Origin of the sequence: Streptomyces yunnanensis (genome assembly GCF_029011865.1) — a bacterium.
GTDB lineage: Bacteria > Actinomycetota > Actinomycetes > Streptomycetales > Streptomycetaceae > Streptomyces > Streptomyces yunnanensis.
In genome coordinates this window covers 9229752-9248645 of the sequence record NZ_CP095749.1, presented here as the reverse complement: position 1 = coordinate 9248645, position 18894 = coordinate 9229752, and the positions used below count along the sequence as shown (strand labels likewise).

Sequence of the window (18894 nt, the reverse complement as noted above, 5' to 3'; positions counted from 1 at the left end):
CTATGCCTGGCCGGCGCGAGCCGTACGGGCACGGCGCGGGGGACGGGCGGGGACGACGGCAACTCTTCCCCACCCTAAGGAGGTTGACCTTCAGGCGAGCTGCTTCCGCAGCACCGTGCACATCGTCTCGTAGCGGCGCACCGAACCGTCCGGCGCCAGTTCGTCCCAGCCATCGGGTCGGCGGTCGTAGGCGACATAGCCCAGTCGCTCGTACAGCGCCCGCGCCCGGGGATTGCTCTCCTCGACGGCGAGTTCGGCCCACCCGAGCCCGCGTGACCTGATGCGCTGTTCGGCCGCCCCGATCAGGTAGCTGCCGATCCCGCAGGACTGCAGCGCGGGGTGCACCGCCAGCTGCCACAGCGTGCCGGCGCCCTCCCGGACCGAGTAGTCCACTCCTCCGATGGCCACCGGCAGACCCGACGGCGGGCAGATCGCCAGGTAGTCCACCGCACCGAGCCGGGCGCGCGCCAACTGCGCCGCCACGGAGTCGAGATGCAGTACGGACCCCGACCACGTGCACGCCGCCAGATCGTCCGGCACCAGGTCGCGCGTCGAGAGCACCAGCACCACGCCGTCCATAGTCGTCACCTCCGGCCTGTCACTATCGAGACGGTCCGGGCCGGGCGGCAAACGGATTTCGGCCGCGTGCGGCCCTGGCGGACGCCATGGGCCGCCCCGGCCGAAGTGCCGCGGATCGGGGGACGGAGCGACGGAGCGACGGAGGTGACCGTTGTCTGCCCCGTCGCGCCGTCCCACCACCGGCGATGCCTGAACGTTGGGTCCGTCAGGAATCGGGCGCCGGACTGTTCTCGGTGGTACCGGTACGACGTCGGCGCACGGCCGCGGCTAGCAGCGCCCAGAGCGCGCGCAGGGGCCGGAGCGTGCGCAGCAGCCGGACGCGCGGGGGTCGGCCGGCCGGGGAAGGGGCGGCGGGAGGCGCGGTCGCCTGCTCCGGTCTGGCCGGTGGGGGTGTGTGCTGGGCGGGCACGGGAGTGCCCGGATTCGGCGAGGCGGGCGGGTTCGGTGGTGTGGGCGGTTCGTCCTGTGGGGCGGGGGCCGTTGGGCTCGGCTCGGACCGGGGTGCGTTGCGGCTGGCCTCGGCGCGTACGAGCGCGGCGAGAGCGGCGAAGATGTCGGCGGGCATGCCGGAACTCCTGCGGTGCGGAAGATCGTGGACGCTGGTGCGGCAGGCCGCGACGACACCGGTGCCCTCATAAGGAAGGGGCAGGGTGTGGGTACGCGACCGGGCCCGCTCAGCAGCGCAGAACGGTCACCCGCGAGGGCAGGCCGGTGCCGGCGGCCGGGAGGACGGCCCGGGAGGCGGCGCGTCCGGGCGCGGTCAGGGGATCCTCGGCAGGGGATTCCCGCAGGGCCTTGCCGTTCGGCCCCGTTGGGACATGCGGGCGCAGATGGCAGGCGGTCGCGTGGCACAGCCGCCGGAAGCCATTGCCCGGATGGTGGTGCACGCCGTCCCCCGACGTCGTCAGCACATGGTGCGTGGTGTCGCAGGGCCGGTCCACGGAACTGCTGCGGGCGGGGGCGCCACTGGTGTCGGCGGGGGCGTCGGCGCGGGCGGCGCACCGGCCGGCCCGGGGTGCCTGCGCATCGGCGTAGCCCGTGGTCAACGCCGTGAACAACAAGGCCAACAACGCCAGGCAGAACAGCATGCGTCGGCCGCCGGTCGCCGCGGAGCGGCCGGTGCCGACGGTCTTACGCATGCGGGTCTCCCAACGCTCTTCCAGGAGAAAATTCCCTGGGAGAGACCGGGACATTCGGGAGACACGGGAAAGAGTCGGTTATTCCACTCGTTCCGGCTATGGGTCGTATGTGTGACCCACTCCAGGTGAGGGCGCGTCACGAGCCGCACCGGCCGGACGACCCGAGCCGGCCGGTGCGGAACGGTCTTCGTCAGTCGGTCTCGCGGGCGCGCGCGTAGTAGTGGGAGAACCGCTCCAGCGGTTCGCCCTCCGCGTTCCACGGCCAGGGCGCCGCCATACCGCCGGTGGCGCGCAGTACGCTCGCGGCCTCGCCGGGGCGGGTGGCCTTGATCAGCGCGTAGGCCAGCAGGTTCAGGTCGGCGAGCGCCTGCGCATGGCGGAGGAAGCCCTGGCCCGGCCAGTAGTGCGCGGCATGGTCGAGCACCGTGACGGCGTCGTGCCGGCGCCAGAACTCGCCCGCACCGAGGGCCACCATCCCTCCGGGGCCCATGTCCCGCTGGTGGCTGCGGACGAGGGCGGCCAGTTCCAGGCCCACCGCGGGGGCGTTCGGGGGCATCGCGGAGCGGACACTGTCGAGCAGTTCCAGCACCTGGCCGCTGGAGCCGCACTCGTCCGGCGAGAGGTAGCCCAGTGCCTGGAGATGGGCCTCGCGGTTCCACGGGTCGCGGGCCTTGATCTCGCGCCAGATCCCCGACAGTTCGGAGGACGGGCGCCGCTGCAGGCGGAGCGTGGCCAGGTGCAGGGTCCAGGGCGTCGGGTCGGCGGGCACCAGCTCGGCCGCCAGACGGCAGGTCGCCCGGGTGGCGTCGAGGTCGATGGACGAACCCTCCTGCCCGGCCTGCAACAGGTCCGACCAGGCGTGCAGCAGCAAGGCATCCGGATTGCGGGGGTTGTGCTCCCGCCAGATGCTGGGCAGCGCCCGCCCCGCGGATCCGGCGAGCACGCGCAGGCGGTGTGCCTTGCGGTCCCAGTCATCACCTACCTCGCCGAGCACATCCTTCAACAGGGCCATGACAGCCGTATCGAGCGAACCGCGGTCCCAACAGGTCTCGACGCGGCGCCGGACTTGGCCCAGGGCGGCATCGTCGAGTTCGGGGAGCATGCGGGGACGGCTGCCTTTGCGGCGTCTGAAGACGGGCATACCGCGATGGCCTTCCGGATGAGGTGCGGACGGGACGGAGTTCCGGCATCGTACGGGCGACGGCCGGGCGCGCAATCCGCCGCCCGAACTCCGAGACGCACCCGATACCCAGACGCATCCAATCCGATTCCAGAACATCCTCGTCCAGAACCTTCACCCACTGAGCGCATACTTTCAACCGGTTCGCAAAAGGCCGGTCATGGATTGCCCTCTTCTATGCATGTTGCGGCAGCTGTGCTCAGCCGGGAACGACCACCGGTTCCTCCTCCGGGGACAGTCGGGCGTACCGCACCGATCCGGTCAGCGGCACCCCGCCCACCACGGGCGACCACGCCGGATCCGCGCCGAGCGCCACCAGCACCCAGGTGCCGTCGGGAAAGTCGGCGGTGACCGTCGTCCCGTCGACCGCGCATCCTACGGCCGGCGGTGCGGGGTCCGCGCCCCGCCCGGTGAGGCCGACCAGGGCGACGTGCACGGTCCGGCTCGTGGTGCGCCGGCCGGTGGCGTAGGGAACGGCCGTGTGGCGACCGAAGGCACTGGTGCCCTCCGCGGTCGCCACGGCGACGTCGGTGTGACCGGCGAGGGAGACGAACGTGCTGGTCAGGCCGCCGTCGGTGGCTGCCTCGGCGCGCTGGCCGACGGTCCTGACGTGCGGCGGCCGCTCCCCCGCGATCTGCCAGCCGCTGTCGTGCAGCGGCAGGTGCACGGGCGCGTCGACCAGATGGGCCCGCAGTTCGTACGCTCCCCAGACCACGCTCGCGGTCTCGATCCGGGCCTCCTCGGCCGCTGCGCCGTCGGGCCAGGCAGGTTGACGCGGGGCAGGTTGGTGCCGGGCCGACGGATGCCAGGCAGGCCGGTGCCAGGCGGGTTGGTGCCAGGACGCGGCGTAGCGGTCGTGGAGGCGCAGGCGGTGGATGCGGGTGCGACGCGACAGCCCGAACGCGGGGTGGCACAGCGCGACGTGGTTGTCGGCCAGCGGGCGGCAGGAAAGGTCGTCCGGGACGAGGCACGGACCGGTCGCCGTGGAGTAGGCGAACCGCGAGTAGTGCGGATCCCCGGCCGTACGCACCGCCGAGTAGTGCCCGCCCGCGCGGCCGCCAGGTCCCGGTTCGCCGCTGCCGTGGTCGCCCGTCGCGTAGTTGTCGCTGCCGTGGTTGACGAGTCGGACGATGCCGTCCGCGCGGGTCGCCGAGAGCACGAAGCCGGGGACGGGCAGGGGCGCGACCCGGTCGCCCCGTTCGACGGGGAGCGGCTCCTCCGGCCGTGTCCAGCAGGGGTGGTCGGCCGGCAGCAGCAGGCCGAGGAAGGCTTTGGACAGCCAGTACGGGGACGCCGGGCCGGAATAGCCCTGCACCAGCGGCGGATACGGCCCGTACCAGCCGAGGGTGGCGATCCCGTGCCGGTCGCGGAATCCGCGGTCGGTGAAGTGCCGCAGCGCCCCGCTGGCCAGCCGCCGGGTCTGGCCCGGGCCGAGCGGAGTCGCGTCGACCAGCGCGCCCAGCCACGGGGCGGTGACCGCCGCGAACCGGTAGATCAACGAGCGGCCCTGGTGCACGGGCGCGCCGTCCGCCCCGAAGAACAGCGCATAGTCCGTCAGGAACCGCCGCAGCCGCGCCCTGAAAACCGCCAGGCGGTCCCGACCCGCCCGGCCCGCTCCGCCCGTCCGGCCCGCTCCACCCGCTCGATCGATCCCGTCCGCTTCGCCGGCCGCGCTCCCGCCGGCCATCAGGGCCCACAGGATGGGGTAGGTGTGCAGGGCCCAGCCGTTGTAGTGGTCGAAGTTGTCCGCGGTGCGGGCGTCGCCGCCGTCGCGGTACCAGCCGTCGCCCACGTAGAAGTCCTCGGTGCGTGCCAGATCGGCGGCCATCTCGACGCGGTCGTGGGCACCGCCGACGCCGGCCAGGAACTCGCCGACAATCACCCGGAACATGTGCCAGTTGTTGTCGGGGATCCGCAGTCCCCAGGCACCCTGCAACCACTCCACGACCCGTTCCTGCACCGCGCCCGGCAAGTGGTCCCACAACCACGGCCGCGTCAGGTGCAGACCGAGCGCCAGGGAGCACGCCTCGACGAGCGTCTGCCGGCACTCCTGGCCGAGCACCGGCCATGCCTCGGGGTGTCCCGGGTCGGTGCCGGCGCCGATACCCTCGGCGTAGGACTGGAGCAGCCCGGCGGGCGCGCGCCCGTCGCAGCCCGCGGTACGGAAGGCCAGCAGCAGGAACGTGCGGGCGAAGCCTTCGAGTTGGTCGGAGTCGGCGCCCGACGACGAGGGCCTGCCGGGCAGCACGATGCGCGCACCGGAAGGGGAGGCGAACCGATGCACGTCCGCCAGCAGATGGTCGGCGAGGGCCAGCCAGTGGTCGCGGCCGTATCCCGTGAAGGGCGACAGCGTGCGGTCCTCGGGCGGCAGCGGCGGTCCCGTCCGGCTCGTGCACGACATGCGACTCCTTGAGAGGGTGAGCTCGGGTGTGCCCCGCGCCAGCATGACCGGCGCCCCCCGACGGTCACAAGCGCGCGAAACGGACAGGGCACGGGGGTCCTTCAACCGCCTCCCTCCCACCACCTCCCCCAACTGCCCACAGCCCACAGCCCACAGCCACCGACGGAAAGGCCGATGACGTTGTCCCGCACCCGGCAAGAGCACAGTGACCAGCAGGAACCGCGGCCACCGGAAACGTCGGTGACACCGCCGCAGAGGGAGCTGCGGTTCGCCGTCGTCGGCCTCGGCATGCGGGGAACGCTCGGCAGGCACATCGCCGACGGGCGCCTGCCGGCGAAGGTGGTGGCGGTCTGCGACCCGGTCGCGGCCCGTCGGGAACGCAGTCGGGAGCTGTATCCGGAGGCCGCCCGGTACGCCGACCACCACCAGTTGCTCGCCGCCGGACCGGACGCGGTGATCCTGACGACGCCGGACGACACCCACGAGGAGTTGGCCGTCGCCTTCCTGGAGGCCGGCGTCGCGGTCTTCGTCGACAAGCCCCTGGCCATCACCACCGCGGGATGCGACCGCGTACTGGACGCGGCGCGGCGCACCGGCACCAGGCTCTACGTGGGGCACAACATGCGGCACATGCCGGTCATCCGGACCATGCGCGACCTGGTCGTCGAGGGCGTCATCGGCGAGGTCAAGGCCGTCTGGTGCCGTCACTTCGTCGGCCACGGCGGCGACTTCTACTTCAAGGACTGGCATGCGGACCGGCGCCGCACCACTGGTCTGTTGCTGCAGAAGGGCGCGCACGACATCGACGTGATCCACTGGCTGGCCGGCGGTTACACCGTGCGGACCCAGGCGATGGGCGGGTTGACCGTCTACGGCGACCTCACGGCACGGGGCGGGCAGGGCGAGCGGACGTTGACCGAGTGGTTCGCCCCCGAGACGAACTGGCCGCCCGCCTCGCTGACCGGCCTGAACGACGTGGTCGACGTCGAGGACCTCTCGATGATGACCATGCGGCTGGACAACGGCGTGTTCGCCACGTATCAGCAGTGCCATTACACGCCGGACTACTGGCGCAACTACACCGTCATCGGCACCCACGGCCGGCTGGAGAACTTCGGTGACACCGAGGGTGCGGTCGTGAAGGTGTGGAACAGCCGACGCAGCGGCTACCGCACGGACGCCGATCTGGTGGTCGAGGTGCCCTCGGACGACGGTGGGCACGGTGGGGCCGATCCGCGGCTGGTGGCCGAGTTCGTGGATTTCGTGCGCGCGGGCGGTCCCACGCTCACCTCACCGGTGGCGGCGCGGCAGGCGGTGGCCGCCGGCTGCGCCGCCACCGCCTCACTGCGCGCCGACGGTGTTCCCGTCGATGTCCCGGCACCGCCAAGGGAGTTGGTCGACCACTTCGCCGGTGCGGACGACGCGGAGACCCGGGAATCCTGAGTCGGCGGCCGGCGCGGCCGGTTTCGCGTTGCGCGCCCATCGTGGCCACTGGCACGAGGTGGACACCACGGGTTCGCTGGTTCAGGTAGCAATGATCCGGGTGACTGCGGGGATTCCGGTGCCGGAATTCTCCTCCCCGGACGACGACGGCTGCCGCGATGTCCCGTGATCCGGTCCGGAATTCCCCTGTCGACCACCGAGCGGAACGCACACACGAAGAGCACCTGAAAAACACAGGAAAAGGAGTGGTGGGAAAGATGGTCACGGGGAAGAGGACCACCCTTGCGCTGGGGGCGGCGCTGGGCATGTTGCTGGCCGTGCCCCTCTCGGCGCAGGCGGCCGGCCGTCCGGGCGCGCTGCCGAGCGAGAGCGAGTGGCTGGGCGACGTCGCGCCGGTCGCCGCGTCCCTCCAGGACTACCTCAAGGACCGCCTGGCCCAGGGAACGCGCGGCGAGAAGCCCGCGGCCGTCCTGGACATCGACAACACGTCGCTGGCGACGCACTACGACAGGGGCAAGCCGGTCGAGGCGATCCTCAAGGCCACCGTCTACGCCCACGAGCACGGCGCGGCGGTGCTGTTCGCGTCCTATCGCGGCGCCGACGAGCAGGACTCCACGACCGAGGAGCTCAGGTCGGCCGGGTACACCGTCGACGGCCTCTGCCTCAAGCCGCACGGCGACAGCCCCGGCAAGGCCGAGGTCAAGCTCGGCTGCCGGAAGAAGTACGAGGCGCAGGGCTACACCCTCGTCGCCGATGTCGGTAATCGGAGCACCGACTTCGAGGGCGGACACTACGAGAAGGGGTTCAGACTTCCCGACTATGACGGACAGTTGAGTTGATTCCGGAATTCCGGAGATGCCCGTTCCTTGGCGCGGCATGAGTGACGAGTGTGGGCCCATCGGTATCGGTGGGCCCACACTCATGGCTCCTGGCGGGAATCCGGTGTCCCGCACGGACCGGATCAGCGGAATGCACCGGTCGAGCGCAATGCACCGGTCGGGCGGCATCCACCGGGTGTTCACCGTGCGGCGGGACCGCGTTTCACCGGCCCGCGCGGTCGGTGTCGAAGGGCTGTCGCAAGCGGGGTCGCCGGGGCAGCCTGTGGTGGACAACGACGCCCCACACGACCCTCGCGCCTCGCAACCCCACGTCCGCGAGCGCGGGGGTTTCCCCCTCAGCCCCCACCCGCCCGGAGCCCCCCATGAGCGACGACGACCGGCCGGCCCACCTCATCCGTCTCGGCCTGTCGGCAACCGAGGCCACCACCTATCTGGCCATGTTGGACACCGGCCCCACCACCGTCGCCGCACTGGCCCGGCGGCTGGGCCGGACGCCCGCCGACGCGGAGCACACCCTCGCCCGGCTCATCCACCTGGGCCTGGCCACCAGCCACGGTCCCGATCGCGCCGGCATCGCGCCGATCGAACCCTCCATCGGCCTCGGACGCCTGGCCAGCGCCCGTACCGAGGAGCTCCAACAGGCCCATCTGGTGGCCATGGACGCCTACCGCACCTACCGGCGCCAGGTGCACCCGCAAGCCACCGACGACCTCGTCGAAGTGGTCACCGGGCCACAGATCGTGGAGCGCATCCTCCAGGTCGAGGACGCCGCGACCTCCGAGGTGCTGCGCTTCGACGCCCCGCCGTGGCACACCGGCGGCACGCCCAATCCGACCGAGATCCGCAACCTGGAGCGCGGTGTCTCCTATCGCATCGTGTACTCCAAGTCCGCGGTGGAGAACAGCGATTACTACGCCTGCAACATCCGACCGTGCATCGCGGCGGGCGAGCAGGCACGGGTACTCCAGTCCCTGCCGGTGAAGCTGGGCGTCTTCGACCAGCGGCTGGCCATCGTCTCGCTGGCGTTCGGCGACACCGACGTGAACGACTCGATGCTGCTGGTCCGCCCGTCCAGCCTGCTGCGGGCGCTCACCGGACTGTTCGAGACCTCCTGGCGGTCCGCCTATCCGCTGCACTTCGGCGAGCGGGTGCCGCCCGCGCTGCGCCCGATCCAGCGCCGGATCCTGGAACTGCTCGGCAGCGGCGTCACCGACGAGACCATCGCCGAACTCCTCGGCATCAGCCGCCGCACCCTCTCCCGCCAGCTGGAACAGCTCAACCGGGCCGCCGACGCCACCACCCGCTTCCAACTCGCCCTGTACGCCGCGCGAAAGGGGTGGGTCTGATGCGCGTCGAGGGGTGATGCGGGGTGCCGGCCGGGTGCGCGACCGGCACGGCCCGCCCCGAAGGAACCGCCCGCCGAACGGCGTCGACCTCCTCCGGGCCCCTCCGCTACGTGTCGGCCTCGACGACCTGGACGGCGCGGGAGGGGCAGAGCATGCCGGCCTCGCGGACCGCCGGCCGGTCGTCGCCGGCGGGATCGGACCGCAGCACCGTGACGACCCCCTCGTCGTCCTGGTCGAACACCCCCGGAGCGGTCAGTGCGCACAGCCCGGCACCGACGCAGAGCGTCCGATCGACGCTCACTCGCATGGTCATCCCTCTCCCCCCTTTCCGCTCCGTCACCAGGTGACCGGGAGCTCGTTGACGCCCTGGATCGTGGTGCCCGGTCGCAGCTTCAACCGGTCGACGGGAACGGCCAGTTCGAGCGTCGGGACGCGGTCCATCAGCGCGTTGAGGATGACCTCCAGCTCCAGGCGGGCGAGGTTCTGTCCCAGGCACTGGTGCACACCGAAGCCGAAGGACAGATGGTGGCGCGCGGAGCGGCGGACGTCGAAGGAGTCGGGGTCCTCGTACACCGAACCGTCGCGGTTGGCTATGGAGTTGACGACGATGACGCCCTCGCCGGCCCGGATGAGCTGGCCCTCGATCTCGATGTCGGCGAGGGCGATGCGCCCGCCGGCGATGTCCGCGATGGCCAGGTAGCGGAGCAGTTCCTCCACCGCACCGGGGATGAGGCTGCGGTCCTCGCGCAGCGCGGCGTACTGCTCGGGGTGTTCCAGCAGGGTGATCACGCTGAGGGAGGTCATCGACGCGGTCGTCTCGTGACCGGCGATGAGCAGCAGCATCGCCGTGGAGGCCAGTTCCTCACGGTCGATCTCGCCCTTGGCGAGCTGCTCGGTGACCAGGGTGCTCACGAGCCCCGGCCGGGGCTCGGCCTGACAGGCGGTGATGAGTGCGTCCATGTAGCGCACGAGGTCCTGGCGCGCGGTGGAGGCGCTCGCCACGTCCGTGGCCTGCACCAGGCGCTTGCTCGCGTCCTGGAAGAAGTCATGGTCGGCGTAGGGCACGCCGAGCAGTCGGCAGATCACCATGGACGGCACCGGAAGCGAGAACTGGCTGACCAGATCGGCGGGCGGGCCCGAGGCGAGCATCTCGTCGAGGAAGCCGTGCACGATCTCCTCGACCTCCGGGCGCATGCCCTTGATCCGCTTGACGGTGAACTCGCTGATCGTCATCCGCCGCTTGGGGCCGTGCTCGGGCGGGTCCATGCCGATGAACGCCGGCCGGCCCTCCCGGACCACCTCGAAGCGCGGGGACGTGGCGGGGAAGTTGGCATCGGTGCGCTTGGAGGACAGGCGCGGATCGGCGAGCAGCTTGCGGGCCGCCTCGTGCTTGGTCACCACCCATACCTGGCGGCCGTCGTAGAGGGTCACCCGGTGCAGGGGCCCGGGGGTGTCCCGCAACGTGGCGTAGCCCTCCGGTAACTGGTAGGGGCAGGTCCGGTCACTGGGGAAGGCAGGCGCATCCGTGGCCTGGGGCGTCGTGGCGATATCGGTCATCGGTCCACTCCGAATCGATTTCTCACGCGTTAAAGAACGCTGTGTTCTCTAATCGGGAGAATAGACTGACCCCATAGAGAACGCAACGGCCTCTACGAGACAACTCCAGGAGTCACGCTGTCCCCCAACGCCGACCCCACCACCGCACCCGCCGCCGACCACCGCAAGGGCCCCCGGCGCCGCGGCGCGGAGCTGGAGAACGCCATCCTGATGGCGGCCCTGGAGGAGCTCAGCGAGACCGGCTACGCCGCGCTGACGATGGAACGGGTGGCCAGCCGGGCCCGCACCGGCAAGGCCGCCCTCTACCGACGCTGGCCCGGACGCGCCGAACTGGTCATGGATGCCTGCAGGTTGGCCGGCCTCGCCTCGATCGAGCCGCCCGACACCGGCGCCCTGCGCACGGACGTGATCGACCTGATGCGGCAGATCGCCGCCAAGGTGGCCAGCCCGCTCGGCGGCATCCTGCGCGGCCTGTTGGCCGAGATGACCCGCGATCCCGAATTCGCCAAGCTGGTCCGGGAAAGCGTCCACACCGTCGGCCCGGCGGCCCTTCGCGGCATCCTGGAGCGCGCCGCCGAACGCGGCGAGATCGAACCCCGGATCCTCACCTCCCGGCGCGCCACGGTCGCCACCGACCTGCTGCGCAACGAGTTCCTGCTCTTCGGCGCGCCCGTGGCGGACGACGTCATCACCGACATCGTCGACGACGTCTACCTACCGCTGATCCTGCACCCGGCCCCGAAGCGCACGGGCGGGCCGGACCGGCCCTAGGGCCTGTCGTCTGTCCGATAGGCAGGGCCGGGCCGTGCGCGGCAGGCCCTCGGCCACCGCCATCCCGCCCGGCCGGATCGGACGCCGGTGCCACCGGGCGCAGTGGCGATCGCCGGCGCCGTCTCCGCCGGCAGACGCTGCTCGGCGGAAGCCATGATGTGCGCGATGAGCTGGGGGTACGTCCCGCCGGCGCTCTCCCACTGGAGGGGCAGCAGCGAGTAGGTGGGGCTCAGCCCGGGCAGGGGGTTGACGTCCAGGACGTAGGGCTCGCCGGCGGCATCGCACCGCAGGTCCACCCGGCCGGCGTCCCGGCAGCCGAGCGCGCGCCACGCCTGTACCGCGAGTGCGGCGATGCGCCGCGCCGCGGTGGTGTCGTCGAGGAGCCGCGCAGGGACCGGTTTCTGCGGCGCGTCGTGCTTTCTGAGCGCGGTCAGGAACGGCTCCGCCGGCTCGTCGAAGAGGGGTTGCGAGACACCGATCGGCCGGGCCTCCGCACCGGCCCCGAGGACACCGACGGTGTACTCCGGTCCCGGAAGATAGCGCTCGACCATCACCGGCTGACCGTGGCGCTCCCACAACTTGGCGCAGACCAGGTGGAGTTGCCGCGGATCGGTCACCCGCGAGTCGATCCCGATGCCCTTGCTGGTGCCCTCGGCGACCGGCTTGGCGAACAGCGGGTACGGCAGATCGACGGCGTCGAGGTCGTCGGGCCGCCGCACCACGGTGAACGGCGCCGCCGCCACCCCCGCTTGCCGGAGCAGCCGTTGCGTCGTGGGCTTGTGCAGACACACGGACAGGCACAGCGGGTCCGAGAAGGTGGCGGGGATGCGCCACTCCTCCAGCAGAGCCGGGATCTGGGCCTCGCGCGCGTATCCGTGATGGCCCTCGGCGAGATTGAAGACGAGGTCCCACCGCTCGCCGCGCAGCAGCCGCGCCATCAGCGCCGGCAGCGAGCCGATCACCACACACCGGTGGCCGAGCTCCTCCAGGACGGCCGCGACGGTCTGCACCGTCGCCCACTCGTCGAACTCGGCGTCGTCCCCCTCCTCGGGTGGTCCGGCACCGAAGGTCTCCATGGACTCACCGCGCAAGTTGTAGGTGAGCCCCACGACCAGACGTGCATGCGACACTACGGCGCCCTCCGCCTCAGAACTTCCTCGAACGCAGTGTGGGCGGGCCGGGTGCACGGCACGGGAGGCTCGTCCACCCGGGGTGCCACCGTTCCCGCGGACCGGGTCCTGGTGCCACCGCCCGGTCCCCTGCCGGAGCGTCCCCGGCAGGGAGGGGGATCCATCGCGACGGACGGCGCCGTCATGCCTCCGTGAGGCCGGTGGGGACCTGCCATTCGTAGCGGCGGCCCTTGTTGGTCATCCGCAGGCCCTCCTTGAACACGACCAGTCCCAGTTCGCTGGCGGCCTTCGCCGCGAGGGGCACTCCGTCGCCGGCCTTGCCGTATCCGAAGTTCACGACGGAACCGGCCTGCAGGGCCAGTTTGCTCAAGTCCGCCGCGGGGACCTTGACCAGGTCGGCCGCCCGGTCGCCGATCAGGTGCCGGATCAGCGTCGGCCCCACTCCGGCGAAGGCCGGGCCGGGCAGCACGTCGCGGATGAAGTCCAGGACGGCCTTGGTCAGCACGATGCCGGCCTCCGAGGACTTCTGCTGGCGCCGGAGGATGGTGTCGAAGAGCGCGGCACCGTCGTCGAAGCCGGCGGGATTGAGCTGGTCGTCGACGCCCAGGACGTGTCCGATCACCCGCCAGATGTGGAAGAAGGCGTCGCGGTCCGCACGCGGAAGGTCCACTCCCAGGCTGACGAGCCCGTTGGGGATGGCGACCGAGAAACTCATCAACGTCCCGGCGAGGTCCTCCTGGTTGACCGGCAGTCCCCAGGCACTGTTCCAGTCGTCCTGGCGGCCGACGTGGTAGCGCATGGTGGCGTGCAGCAGGCGGATCTTCTGCGCGGAGCGCAGCCCGTGTCCGTGCGGACCCAGGCCGCCGTCGTCGAGGACGTCGACCACGAACTGCGAGGTCTCCATCAGCCTGCGGTACACCCCCGAGGTCAGGCGCTGCGAGCGCGCGAGGACCTGGGCCCCGTCCCCGCACCCGTAGCAGAGCGGGAGGGAGCCGCACAGCAGCGTCGAGACGACCAGTGCCTCGTAGCGGCCGAGCAGGCTGCGGCCGCGGTCCATCAGCGCCGGATCGGCCCAGTCCGGCAGGACGGCCGACTGCTCGAAGTACCGCTGGAGCTGCGGTGGGAGGCCGTCCGGCACCGCGTCGCTGTTCCTGCCGAATCCGTGGAGTGCCTGGCGCACCCGCTCCTGCTCGCCCGAGGCGTAGGTCTCCTCGATCGCGGCGTCGGCCGCCGCGTCCCCGGCCTTCCGCATCCGGTCGAGCAACTCGTCCGTCCACACACCAGCGGACATCTCCGCCTCCTCGCGATTCGTCATGGTGACGCACACCTCTACCAGTCCGGACGGGACTCCGGCGGGAGCATCACCCGTACGTGGACGGCGCCGTTGGCGTGCTCGATTTGGGGCGCCGCCGTCAGCACCTTTCCGTCGTCACGCCGTTCGAGGGATCACGGGCGCGGCGACAGCCGTCGTCCGGTCCGCTGCCACTACGAAAGGACCGACCTCGCACCGGGGCGGTCCGCCCGCACGGCGCGAGCACAGCGCACCACGAAAGGAGCCCGCATGTCCGCACCGTCCGCGATCGATCACCACGCGACGACCGGGTACAGCCTCCCGTTGGCCTACTGGCTGGCCCAGGCATCCGATCTCGCCTACAAGGACGAGGCCACCATCGATTCCCAGGCCCGCTCCTGGGGCTTCGACGAGGTGCGCCACCATCAGACGCGGTTCACCCCGCCGTTCCCGCTCGAAGACACCCAGGCATACACCGCGGCCAGCGACCACATGATCATCACTGCCTTCCGCGGCACGGAGCCGGCGCAGATCCGTGACTGGCTGTCCGACGCCAGCACTCCCCCGTGGCCGGGCCCGGCCACCACGGGCTATGTGCACTACGGCTTCGCCGAGGCACTCCAGTCGATCTTCCCCGAGGTCAAGGACACCCTTGCGGAACTGCGCACCGACAACCAGACGGTGTGGTTCACCGGCCACAGTCTCGGCGGTGCGCTCGCCATGCTCGCCGGTGCGCGGATGTATCTGGAGGAGCCCCGGCTCCAGGCGGACGGCGTCTACACCTACGGGCAGCCCCGCACCTGCGACCGCATCCTGGCGGCCGCCTACAACAAGGGCTTCACGAACCGCATGTACCGGTTCGTCAACAACAACGACATCGTTCCACAGCTTCCGCCCGAGCCCGTCTTCACGCATGTCGAGGCGCTCAGGTACATCGACGCGGGCGGCAAGCTGCATGACTCCATGGGGTTGCTCGGCGGTCTGGCGGACCGGGCCAAGGGGCTGACCGCGGACGCCTTCGCGCCCGCTGCGGACGGCGTCCGGGACCACTCGATCAAGCGCTATATCGCCGCCATCGAGCAGAACCTCTCCTGACGGTTCACCAGAGGGGCCCGGCCCGGGCCGTACCGAGGTCGTGCTCCGGGCCGGGGGACGGCGGCTCGGCCGCCGGAGGCCGTCAGGTGTTGTTGAGGCTGGTGTGGTTCCACCAGCCCTGGCGGCCGACGACGATCTCCACCGTCTGGCCGTTCGCGCTGATCTTGCCCTGGTACGTCTGGTCCTTCTTCAGCGGGCTTTCCTGGACCACTCCCTTGGGGTCCTCGATCGAGGAGAAGACGAGGGTCGGGACCTTCTTCAGCGTGGTCGCGTCGATGGCCGGGCTGGCGGCGACGGTGACGACCTCGTCCCAGTTGGGGCGCTGGGCGAGCTGGTGGGCGATGTGGATCTCGTTGCCTTCGCCGAACACCAGGTAGGTCAGGTGGTCGGGGTAGTCCAGACCCCCGAGCTTGCGGAAGGAGAGGACGTCCGCCGGCCGGCACTTCACCTGGGTCTCCGTCGTGGTCATCTGCTGGAAGTCGCGGTCGCCGTTGTCCTTGACCACCACGCGCTCCAGGTGGACCCTGAACTCCTTGCCGTCCTGCAGCTCCGGGAGTTCGAAGTGGTGCGGGCAGCGCAGGGAGTAGAAGACCCGCCGGTCCTTGTTCTTCTCCAGGTCCGCCAGGTACATCTTGTGCAGCCCGCCGTCGTCCTGGATGTCGAAGGTGAAGACCGCCTGGTAGTTGTGGCCGGAGGTCTCCTTGTACAGGGCGAGGTGGTAGAAGAACAGCTTCTCCTTGCCCAGGATCAGGAAGCGGTGGATGTGCTCGTGTCCGCCGTGCGGGGTCGGGTCGGTTCCGTTGCTCATGACGCGGGGTTGCCTTTCGTTGTGTGGGGGTGGGAGGTGCGGTGCCGCCGGGCCCAGAAGGGCCGGTCGGCCCATCGGGTTTCCTGGGCGTGGACGGCGCGGTGGCCGTCCTGGTAGGCGGCACGGGTATCGGCGACCTTCGCCGCGTAGCCGGCCAGTGCCGTGCGGTCGCCGCGCAGTCGGGCGTCCACCGCCTCGCCCGCGCTCAGCCCGGTGTAGAGGGCGGTCACGATGCCCTGGGAGCTGAGCGGGTCGAAGGCGGCGGCCGCGTCTCCGGCGGCGGTCCAGCCGTCCCCGTGCACCCGGTCCAGGTGGGCGGTGTGCGCGGGGGCACGGCGGGGGCGCCGGAGGGCGGTCAGTCCGTGCGGGCGGGCCCGGCGGGATACGTGCCGGGTGGCCAGCAGTCGGTCGCGGAACCCCTCGACGCCGCGGACGGCGGCGAGGGGCAGGTCGGGGTCGGTGAAGTAGGCGACGAGGCGCTGCCGGGAGGGCAGCTGGGCGGTGTACCACCAGCCGTCCCGGTCGGATTCGACCAGTGAACGGTCGTCGGTGGTGCCGTCCCGTGCCGGGTCGAGGAGGACGTGGAAGGCGGTCAGCCGGTCGCCGGTCCGCCGGCGGGCGCCGGCGTGGACCGCGAGCGCGGCGCCCCGCCCGGTGGCGTCGATCAGCCAGCGGCAGTGGACCGTGCGTGCGCCGCCCCGGTCGGTGCGGTCGCGCAGCGGGACCTGCCAGATGCCGTCCGGCTGCCGTTCGGGCCGCCGGACGGCGGTGAGTTCGGCGACCTCCGCGCCCGCGGCCCGGGTGGCCGCCCGCAGCCGCCGGTCGAACAGCACGCGGTCGAGGTGCCAGCCGTGGCCGTAGGGGTCGCGGAGCGCGTCCACCTCGTGCAGTGCGGACGAGCCCCAGGCGGACTGGTTGCCGTGGCAGGGCAGATGGCCGGTGTCCAGGACCGGGTGCACGACGCCGAGGTCGGCCAGCAGCAGCTGGCCGACGGAGACCAGCGCCTCGCCGACCTTCGGCGGCCCGATGCCGGCGTCGGCCAGCAGCACCCGGCGCCCGGCCCGGACGAGGGTGAGCGCGGCGGCGCAGCCGGCCGGGCCGCCGCCCGCGACCACCACGTCATAGGCGGGGGCGGGGCTCGCCGGTGCTCGACTCACTGGTTCTCGTGGAACGGGTCGAGCTTCTCCAGGTAGCCGGCGGCGATCGCCGACTCGTCGTAGCCGGTCAGCTGCTTGACCTCCTCGATCGCCTGCCGGACCAGGGCGGACTCGACGGCCTCGGCGGAGAGGGCGCCGCGCCAGGTTCCGGCCGCCGCGGCCCGCTGGGGGACGCCGGCCTCGGGCACGTGGATGTTGATGAGGTTGGCGTGGTCGGGGGCCGGCGGGTAGCCGGGCTCGGACTCGACCTGGATGTACCGGGGGAACTTGCCGTCGCCGACGGTGTATTCGTGCGGCTCGACGATGCCGAACTTGTACCAGTCGTCGATCATCTGCCGGCGCTGCTTGTTGTACTCCGCGTCCTTCAGGCCGCGCAGCCAGACCGCCCGGTTCTCGAACGCCTTCTCCCGGACGGTGTCGTCGCCACCGCCCGGCTTGGTGTTGACGGTGTCGAAGTCCGCTTTCTTCAGGACGTGGTTGGGCATCTGGGCGGGCCAGAAGGTGGGCAGGTAGGGGCTGTAGCGGGGGCCGAGGTTGGACCGCACCTGATAGCCGAAGCGGCAGCTGGCGGTGTCGCACTGCCACGGTGCGGCCATCCAGCGGGTGAGGTCGCCGGGGCCCTGCGCGTGCAGCGGGCCGTTCTTGCCCAGCATCTCGGCGACCTTGAACTCGTCGCCGTAGTCGGGCTCCGGGGTGCCCTCGTCGCGGTGCAGCATGCGGAACGGCTCCGAGAACATGGTCTTGTGGCGGATCGGCCAGGTGACCTCGCTGCCGGGGTGGAAGGCGTCGGCGGCGCAGTTGTCGAGTGCGGCGCGGTCCAGCAGGCCGGGCTGCTGGGCGACGGGGGCCTGGTCCACGTCGGGGTGACCGGTGCACGGCGGACCGGGGACGAAGGTGCCGTCGGCCCACTGGGCCAGGATCCGGTCCTGGGTGGGCGAGAGGGTGAGGTGCTGGCGGACGGAGGTGGCCTTGCCGCTGCTCATGCCGTCGCCGTAGATCCACGGCCAGGGTACGGGCGAGACCCCGTCCCGGTCGTAGTCGCGCATCTGGTGGTAGATCTGCCGGCGCAGGTCCCGGCTGGTCTCGCTGGGGTCGTTGAGACGCTTGCGCATCGCCGGGTCGAGGAAGTGGTGCGGGCCGTTCCAGCCGAACTGGGTGGCGAAGCCGTGGTTGACCCACTGCAGTTCGCAGAAGCGGGCCAGCAGCGGTTCGACGTCCTCCGGGTAGGAGGGCGGGTCCTTCACCTCCAGGGTCTGCTCGGTGACGAACACGTCGTAGAGCAGGTCGTAGAGGGTGCGGATGGTCTTCACACCGGGGGCGTAGTGGGGCGGGCCGACGACGACCCAGGCCGGACTGGCGGTCCTGGTGACGCCGCCGATGGTCACCTCGGCGGTGATCGGACCGTCGGAGACGTTGTCGTACCACGTGTCGTTGTTGGCCACCCCGGAGATCGGGTGGTGTTCCTCGTCCCAGGAGGCCGACGTGCCGTCGCCGCCGGCCACGAGCAGTCGACCGTCGGATGCGGCGTACGCCTGGCCGAGCGTGACCTGCCTGCCCATGATCTCGCCTGCGAGGGTGCAGGGCTGCTTCCGGGGGGCCTCGATGGTCTGCCGGCCGGAGTCGATGACGAGCTTCTTGCGGTCCGCACCCGTGACGTCGGCGTTCCGCCGCCGTCGCATGTCCGGCTTCAGCTTGTCCGGGTCGGTGGCCTCCGGGATGTCGAGCGGGAAGTGGAACTGGTACCAGGCGGCCTTCTTGTTGGCCAGGTGCACCGACCACCGGATCCCGGTGACGTCGTCCCGGCCGAGCTTCAGTTCGCGGACGACCTCGCCCGCCTTGTTGTAGCCGTAGATCCGGAAACGGGCGGCCTGCTTGATGATCTTGCCTGAGCTGTCCTTGTACGAGCCGAGCGCCAGCGGCGGCTCGTCCGGCGACTCCGGCCCTATGAAGGCCGGCTGGTCGCTGTTGCCGACCCGGGCTATGCCGATGGCCGGATGGATCTTGATTTGGACGATCTGCTGATCCATTACGGGACCTCATGATGGAGAGATGTCTAGGGTGCCCCCAGTTACGTAATAGTCGTTATCTCTGCATTGCCTGGCGATCCCAGTGCGTCCTAATGGGTGGTGCGTTCACCCCGATGCACCGCCGCCGCGCG

At 71.2% G+C, this 18894-nt stretch carries 17 protein-coding genes; 5 read left to right on the top strand and 12 right to left on the bottom strand.

The features are described from left to right. Positions 1-90: 90 nt before the first annotated feature. From MOV08_RS40685 to MOV08_RS40665, 5 genes are all read right to left on the bottom strand, one after another. Positions 91-579, bottom strand: a complete 489-nt coding sequence (locus tag MOV08_RS40685; protein WP_275312029.1) for a GNAT family N-acetyltransferase — start codon at positions 577-579, stop codon at positions 91-93. A gap of 205 nt (positions 580-784) precedes the next feature. Then, the gene (locus MOV08_RS40680) at positions 785-1144 is read right to left on the bottom strand and encodes a hypothetical protein (RefSeq protein WP_159030983.1); all 360 of its coding nucleotides are present in this window, start codon (positions 1142-1144) and stop codon (positions 785-787) included. A 109-nt stretch (positions 1145-1253) separates the two neighbouring features. Continuing rightward, positions 1254-1718, bottom strand: coding sequence for a hypothetical protein (locus tag MOV08_RS40675; RefSeq protein WP_039639280.1), 465 nt, complete (start codon positions 1716-1718; stop codon positions 1254-1256). 190 nt (positions 1719-1908) lie between these two features. Then, on the bottom strand, positions 1909-2859 hold the full coding sequence (locus MOV08_RS40670; RefSeq protein ID WP_275311213.1) for a hypothetical protein: 951 nt from the start codon (positions 2857-2859) through the stop codon (positions 1909-1911). 238 nt (positions 2860-3097) lie between these two features. Next, positions 3098-5299 (bottom strand): DUF2264 domain-containing protein, encoded by a 2202-nt coding sequence (locus MOV08_RS40665; RefSeq protein WP_275311211.1) that lies wholly within the window; start codon positions 5297-5299, stop codon positions 3098-3100. 240 nt (positions 5300-5539) lie between these two features. Here MOV08_RS40665 and MOV08_RS40660 point away from each other — a divergent pair, with 240 nt between their 5' ends. The 3 genes from MOV08_RS40660 to MOV08_RS40650 all read left to right on the top strand — a co-directional run bounded on the left by MOV08_RS40660 (position 5540) and on the right by MOV08_RS40650 (position 8927). Then, positions 5540-6742 carry a Gfo/Idh/MocA family protein gene (locus tag MOV08_RS40660; protein WP_275311209.1) on the top strand — a complete coding sequence of 401 codons (1203 nt, stop codon included), beginning with the start codon at positions 5540-5542 and terminating at the stop codon, positions 6740-6742. Between the two features lie 257 nt (positions 6743-6999). Then, complete coding sequence (locus MOV08_RS40655) at positions 7000-7581, top strand: HAD family acid phosphatase (protein ID WP_275311208.1); 582 nt, start codon at positions 7000-7002, stop codon at positions 7579-7581. Positions 7582-7943: 362 nt separating this feature from the next. After that, positions 7944-8927 carry a helix-turn-helix domain-containing protein gene (locus MOV08_RS40650; RefSeq protein WP_275311206.1) on the top strand — a complete coding sequence of 328 codons (984 nt, stop codon included), beginning with the start codon at positions 7944-7946 and terminating at the stop codon, positions 8925-8927. Positions 8928-9033: 106 nt separating this feature from the next. On the opposite strand, the gene MOV08_RS40645 is transcribed toward MOV08_RS40650, so the two are convergent. Next, positions 9034-9234: a ferredoxin gene (locus MOV08_RS40645; protein WP_039642975.1), complete on the bottom strand. Its 201-nt coding sequence runs from the start codon at positions 9232-9234 to the stop codon at positions 9034-9036. A gap of 29 nt (positions 9235-9263) precedes the next feature. Next, entirely contained in the window at positions 9264-10484 is a 1221-nt protein-coding gene (locus tag MOV08_RS40640; RefSeq protein ID WP_039639275.1) for a cytochrome P450, read from the bottom strand. Between the two features lie 210 nt (positions 10485-10694). Here MOV08_RS40640 and MOV08_RS40635 point away from each other — a divergent pair, with 210 nt between their 5' ends. Further along, on the top strand, positions 10695-11255 hold the full coding sequence (locus MOV08_RS40635) for a TetR/AcrR family transcriptional regulator (RefSeq protein WP_275311205.1): 561 nt from the start codon (positions 10695-10697) through the stop codon (positions 11253-11255). On the opposite strand, the gene MOV08_RS40630 is transcribed toward MOV08_RS40635, so the two are convergent. Together MOV08_RS40630 and MOV08_RS40625 are read right to left on the bottom strand one after the other, a co-directional pair. Continuing rightward, positions 11252-12385 (bottom strand): D-alanine--D-alanine ligase family protein, encoded by a 1134-nt coding sequence (locus MOV08_RS40630; RefSeq protein WP_275311203.1) that lies wholly within the window; start codon positions 12383-12385, stop codon positions 11252-11254. The genes MOV08_RS40635 and MOV08_RS40630 overlap by 4 nt on opposite strands. Before the next feature lie 181 nt (positions 12386-12566). Further along, positions 12567-13700 (bottom strand): oxygenase MpaB family protein, encoded by a 1134-nt coding sequence (locus MOV08_RS40625; protein ID WP_275311202.1) that lies wholly within the window; start codon positions 13698-13700, stop codon positions 12567-12569. A 246-nt stretch (positions 13701-13946) separates the two neighbouring features. Here MOV08_RS40625 and MOV08_RS40620 point away from each other — a divergent pair, with 246 nt between their 5' ends. After that, the gene (locus tag MOV08_RS40620) at positions 13947-14771 is read left to right on the top strand and encodes a lipase family protein (protein WP_203232650.1); all 825 of its coding nucleotides are present in this window, start codon (positions 13947-13949) and stop codon (positions 14769-14771) included. Positions 14772-14853: 82 nt separating this feature from the next. On the opposite strand, the gene MOV08_RS40615 is transcribed toward MOV08_RS40620, so the two are convergent. From MOV08_RS40615 to MOV08_RS40605, 3 genes are read right to left on the bottom strand one after another with little or no spacing between them, the layout of a single operon-like run. Then, positions 14854-15579 (bottom strand): hypothetical protein, encoded by a 726-nt coding sequence (locus tag MOV08_RS40615; RefSeq protein WP_275311201.1) that lies wholly within the window; start codon positions 15577-15579, stop codon positions 14854-14856. Next, entirely contained in the window at positions 15576-16736 is a 1161-nt protein-coding gene (locus MOV08_RS40610; RefSeq protein WP_275311200.1) for an NAD(P)/FAD-dependent oxidoreductase, read from the bottom strand. The genes MOV08_RS40615 and MOV08_RS40610 overlap by 4 nt, the downstream gene beginning before the upstream one ends. After that, positions 16733-18763, bottom strand: coding sequence for a LodA/GoxA family CTQ-dependent oxidase (locus MOV08_RS40605; RefSeq protein ID WP_275311199.1), 2031 nt, complete (start codon positions 18761-18763; stop codon positions 16733-16735). The genes MOV08_RS40610 and MOV08_RS40605 overlap by 4 nt, the downstream gene beginning before the upstream one ends. Positions 18764-18894: the final 131 nt, after the last annotated feature.

Excerpts from the sequence above, each read along its gene's own strand:
- MOV08_RS40670 (WP_275311213.1), bottom strand. The coding sequence starts at position 2,859 with ATGCCCGTCTTCAGACGCCGCAAAGGCAGCCGTCCCCGCATGCTCCCC.
- MOV08_RS40645 (WP_039642975.1), bottom strand. The coding sequence starts at position 9,234 with ATGCGAGTGAGCGTCGATCGGACGCTCTGCGTCGGTGCCGGGCTGTGC.
- MOV08_RS40635 (WP_275311205.1), top strand. The coding sequence starts at position 10,695 with ATGGCGGCCCTGGAGGAGCTCAGCGAGACCGGCTACGCCGCGCTGACG.
- MOV08_RS40665 (WP_275311211.1), bottom strand. The coding sequence starts at position 5,299 with ATGTCGTGCACGAGCCGGACGGGACCGCCGCTGCCGCCCGAGGACCGC.
- MOV08_RS40620 (WP_203232650.1), top strand. The coding sequence starts at position 13,947 with ATGTCCGCACCGTCCGCGATCGATCACCACGCGACGACCGGGTACAGC.
- MOV08_RS40605 (WP_275311199.1), bottom strand. The coding sequence starts at position 18,763 with ATGGATCAGCAGATCGTCCAAATCAAGATCCATCCGGCCATCGGCATA.
- MOV08_RS40625 (WP_275311202.1), bottom strand. The coding sequence starts at position 13,700 with ATGACGAATCGCGAGGAGGCGGAGATGTCCGCTGGTGTGTGGACGGAC.
- MOV08_RS40655 (WP_275311208.1), top strand. The coding sequence starts at position 7,000 with ATGGTCACGGGGAAGAGGACCACCCTTGCGCTGGGGGCGGCGCTGGGC.
- MOV08_RS40680 (WP_159030983.1), bottom strand. The coding sequence starts at position 1,144 with ATGCCCGCCGACATCTTCGCCGCTCTCGCCGCGCTCGTACGCGCCGAG.
- MOV08_RS40685 (WP_275312029.1), bottom strand. The coding sequence starts at position 579 with ATGGACGGCGTGGTGCTGGTGCTCTCGACGCGCGACCTGGTGCCGGAC.
- MOV08_RS40640 (WP_039639275.1), bottom strand. The coding sequence starts at position 10,484 with ATGACCGATATCGCCACGACGCCCCAGGCCACGGATGCGCCTGCCTTC.
- MOV08_RS40650 (WP_275311206.1), top strand. The coding sequence starts at position 7,944 with ATGAGCGACGACGACCGGCCGGCCCACCTCATCCGTCTCGGCCTGTCG.
- MOV08_RS40675 (WP_039639280.1), bottom strand. The coding sequence starts at position 1,718 with ATGCGTAAGACCGTCGGCACCGGCCGCTCCGCGGCGACCGGCGGCCGA.
- MOV08_RS40615 (WP_275311201.1), bottom strand. The coding sequence starts at position 15,579 with ATGAGCAACGGAACCGACCCGACCCCGCACGGCGGACACGAGCACATC.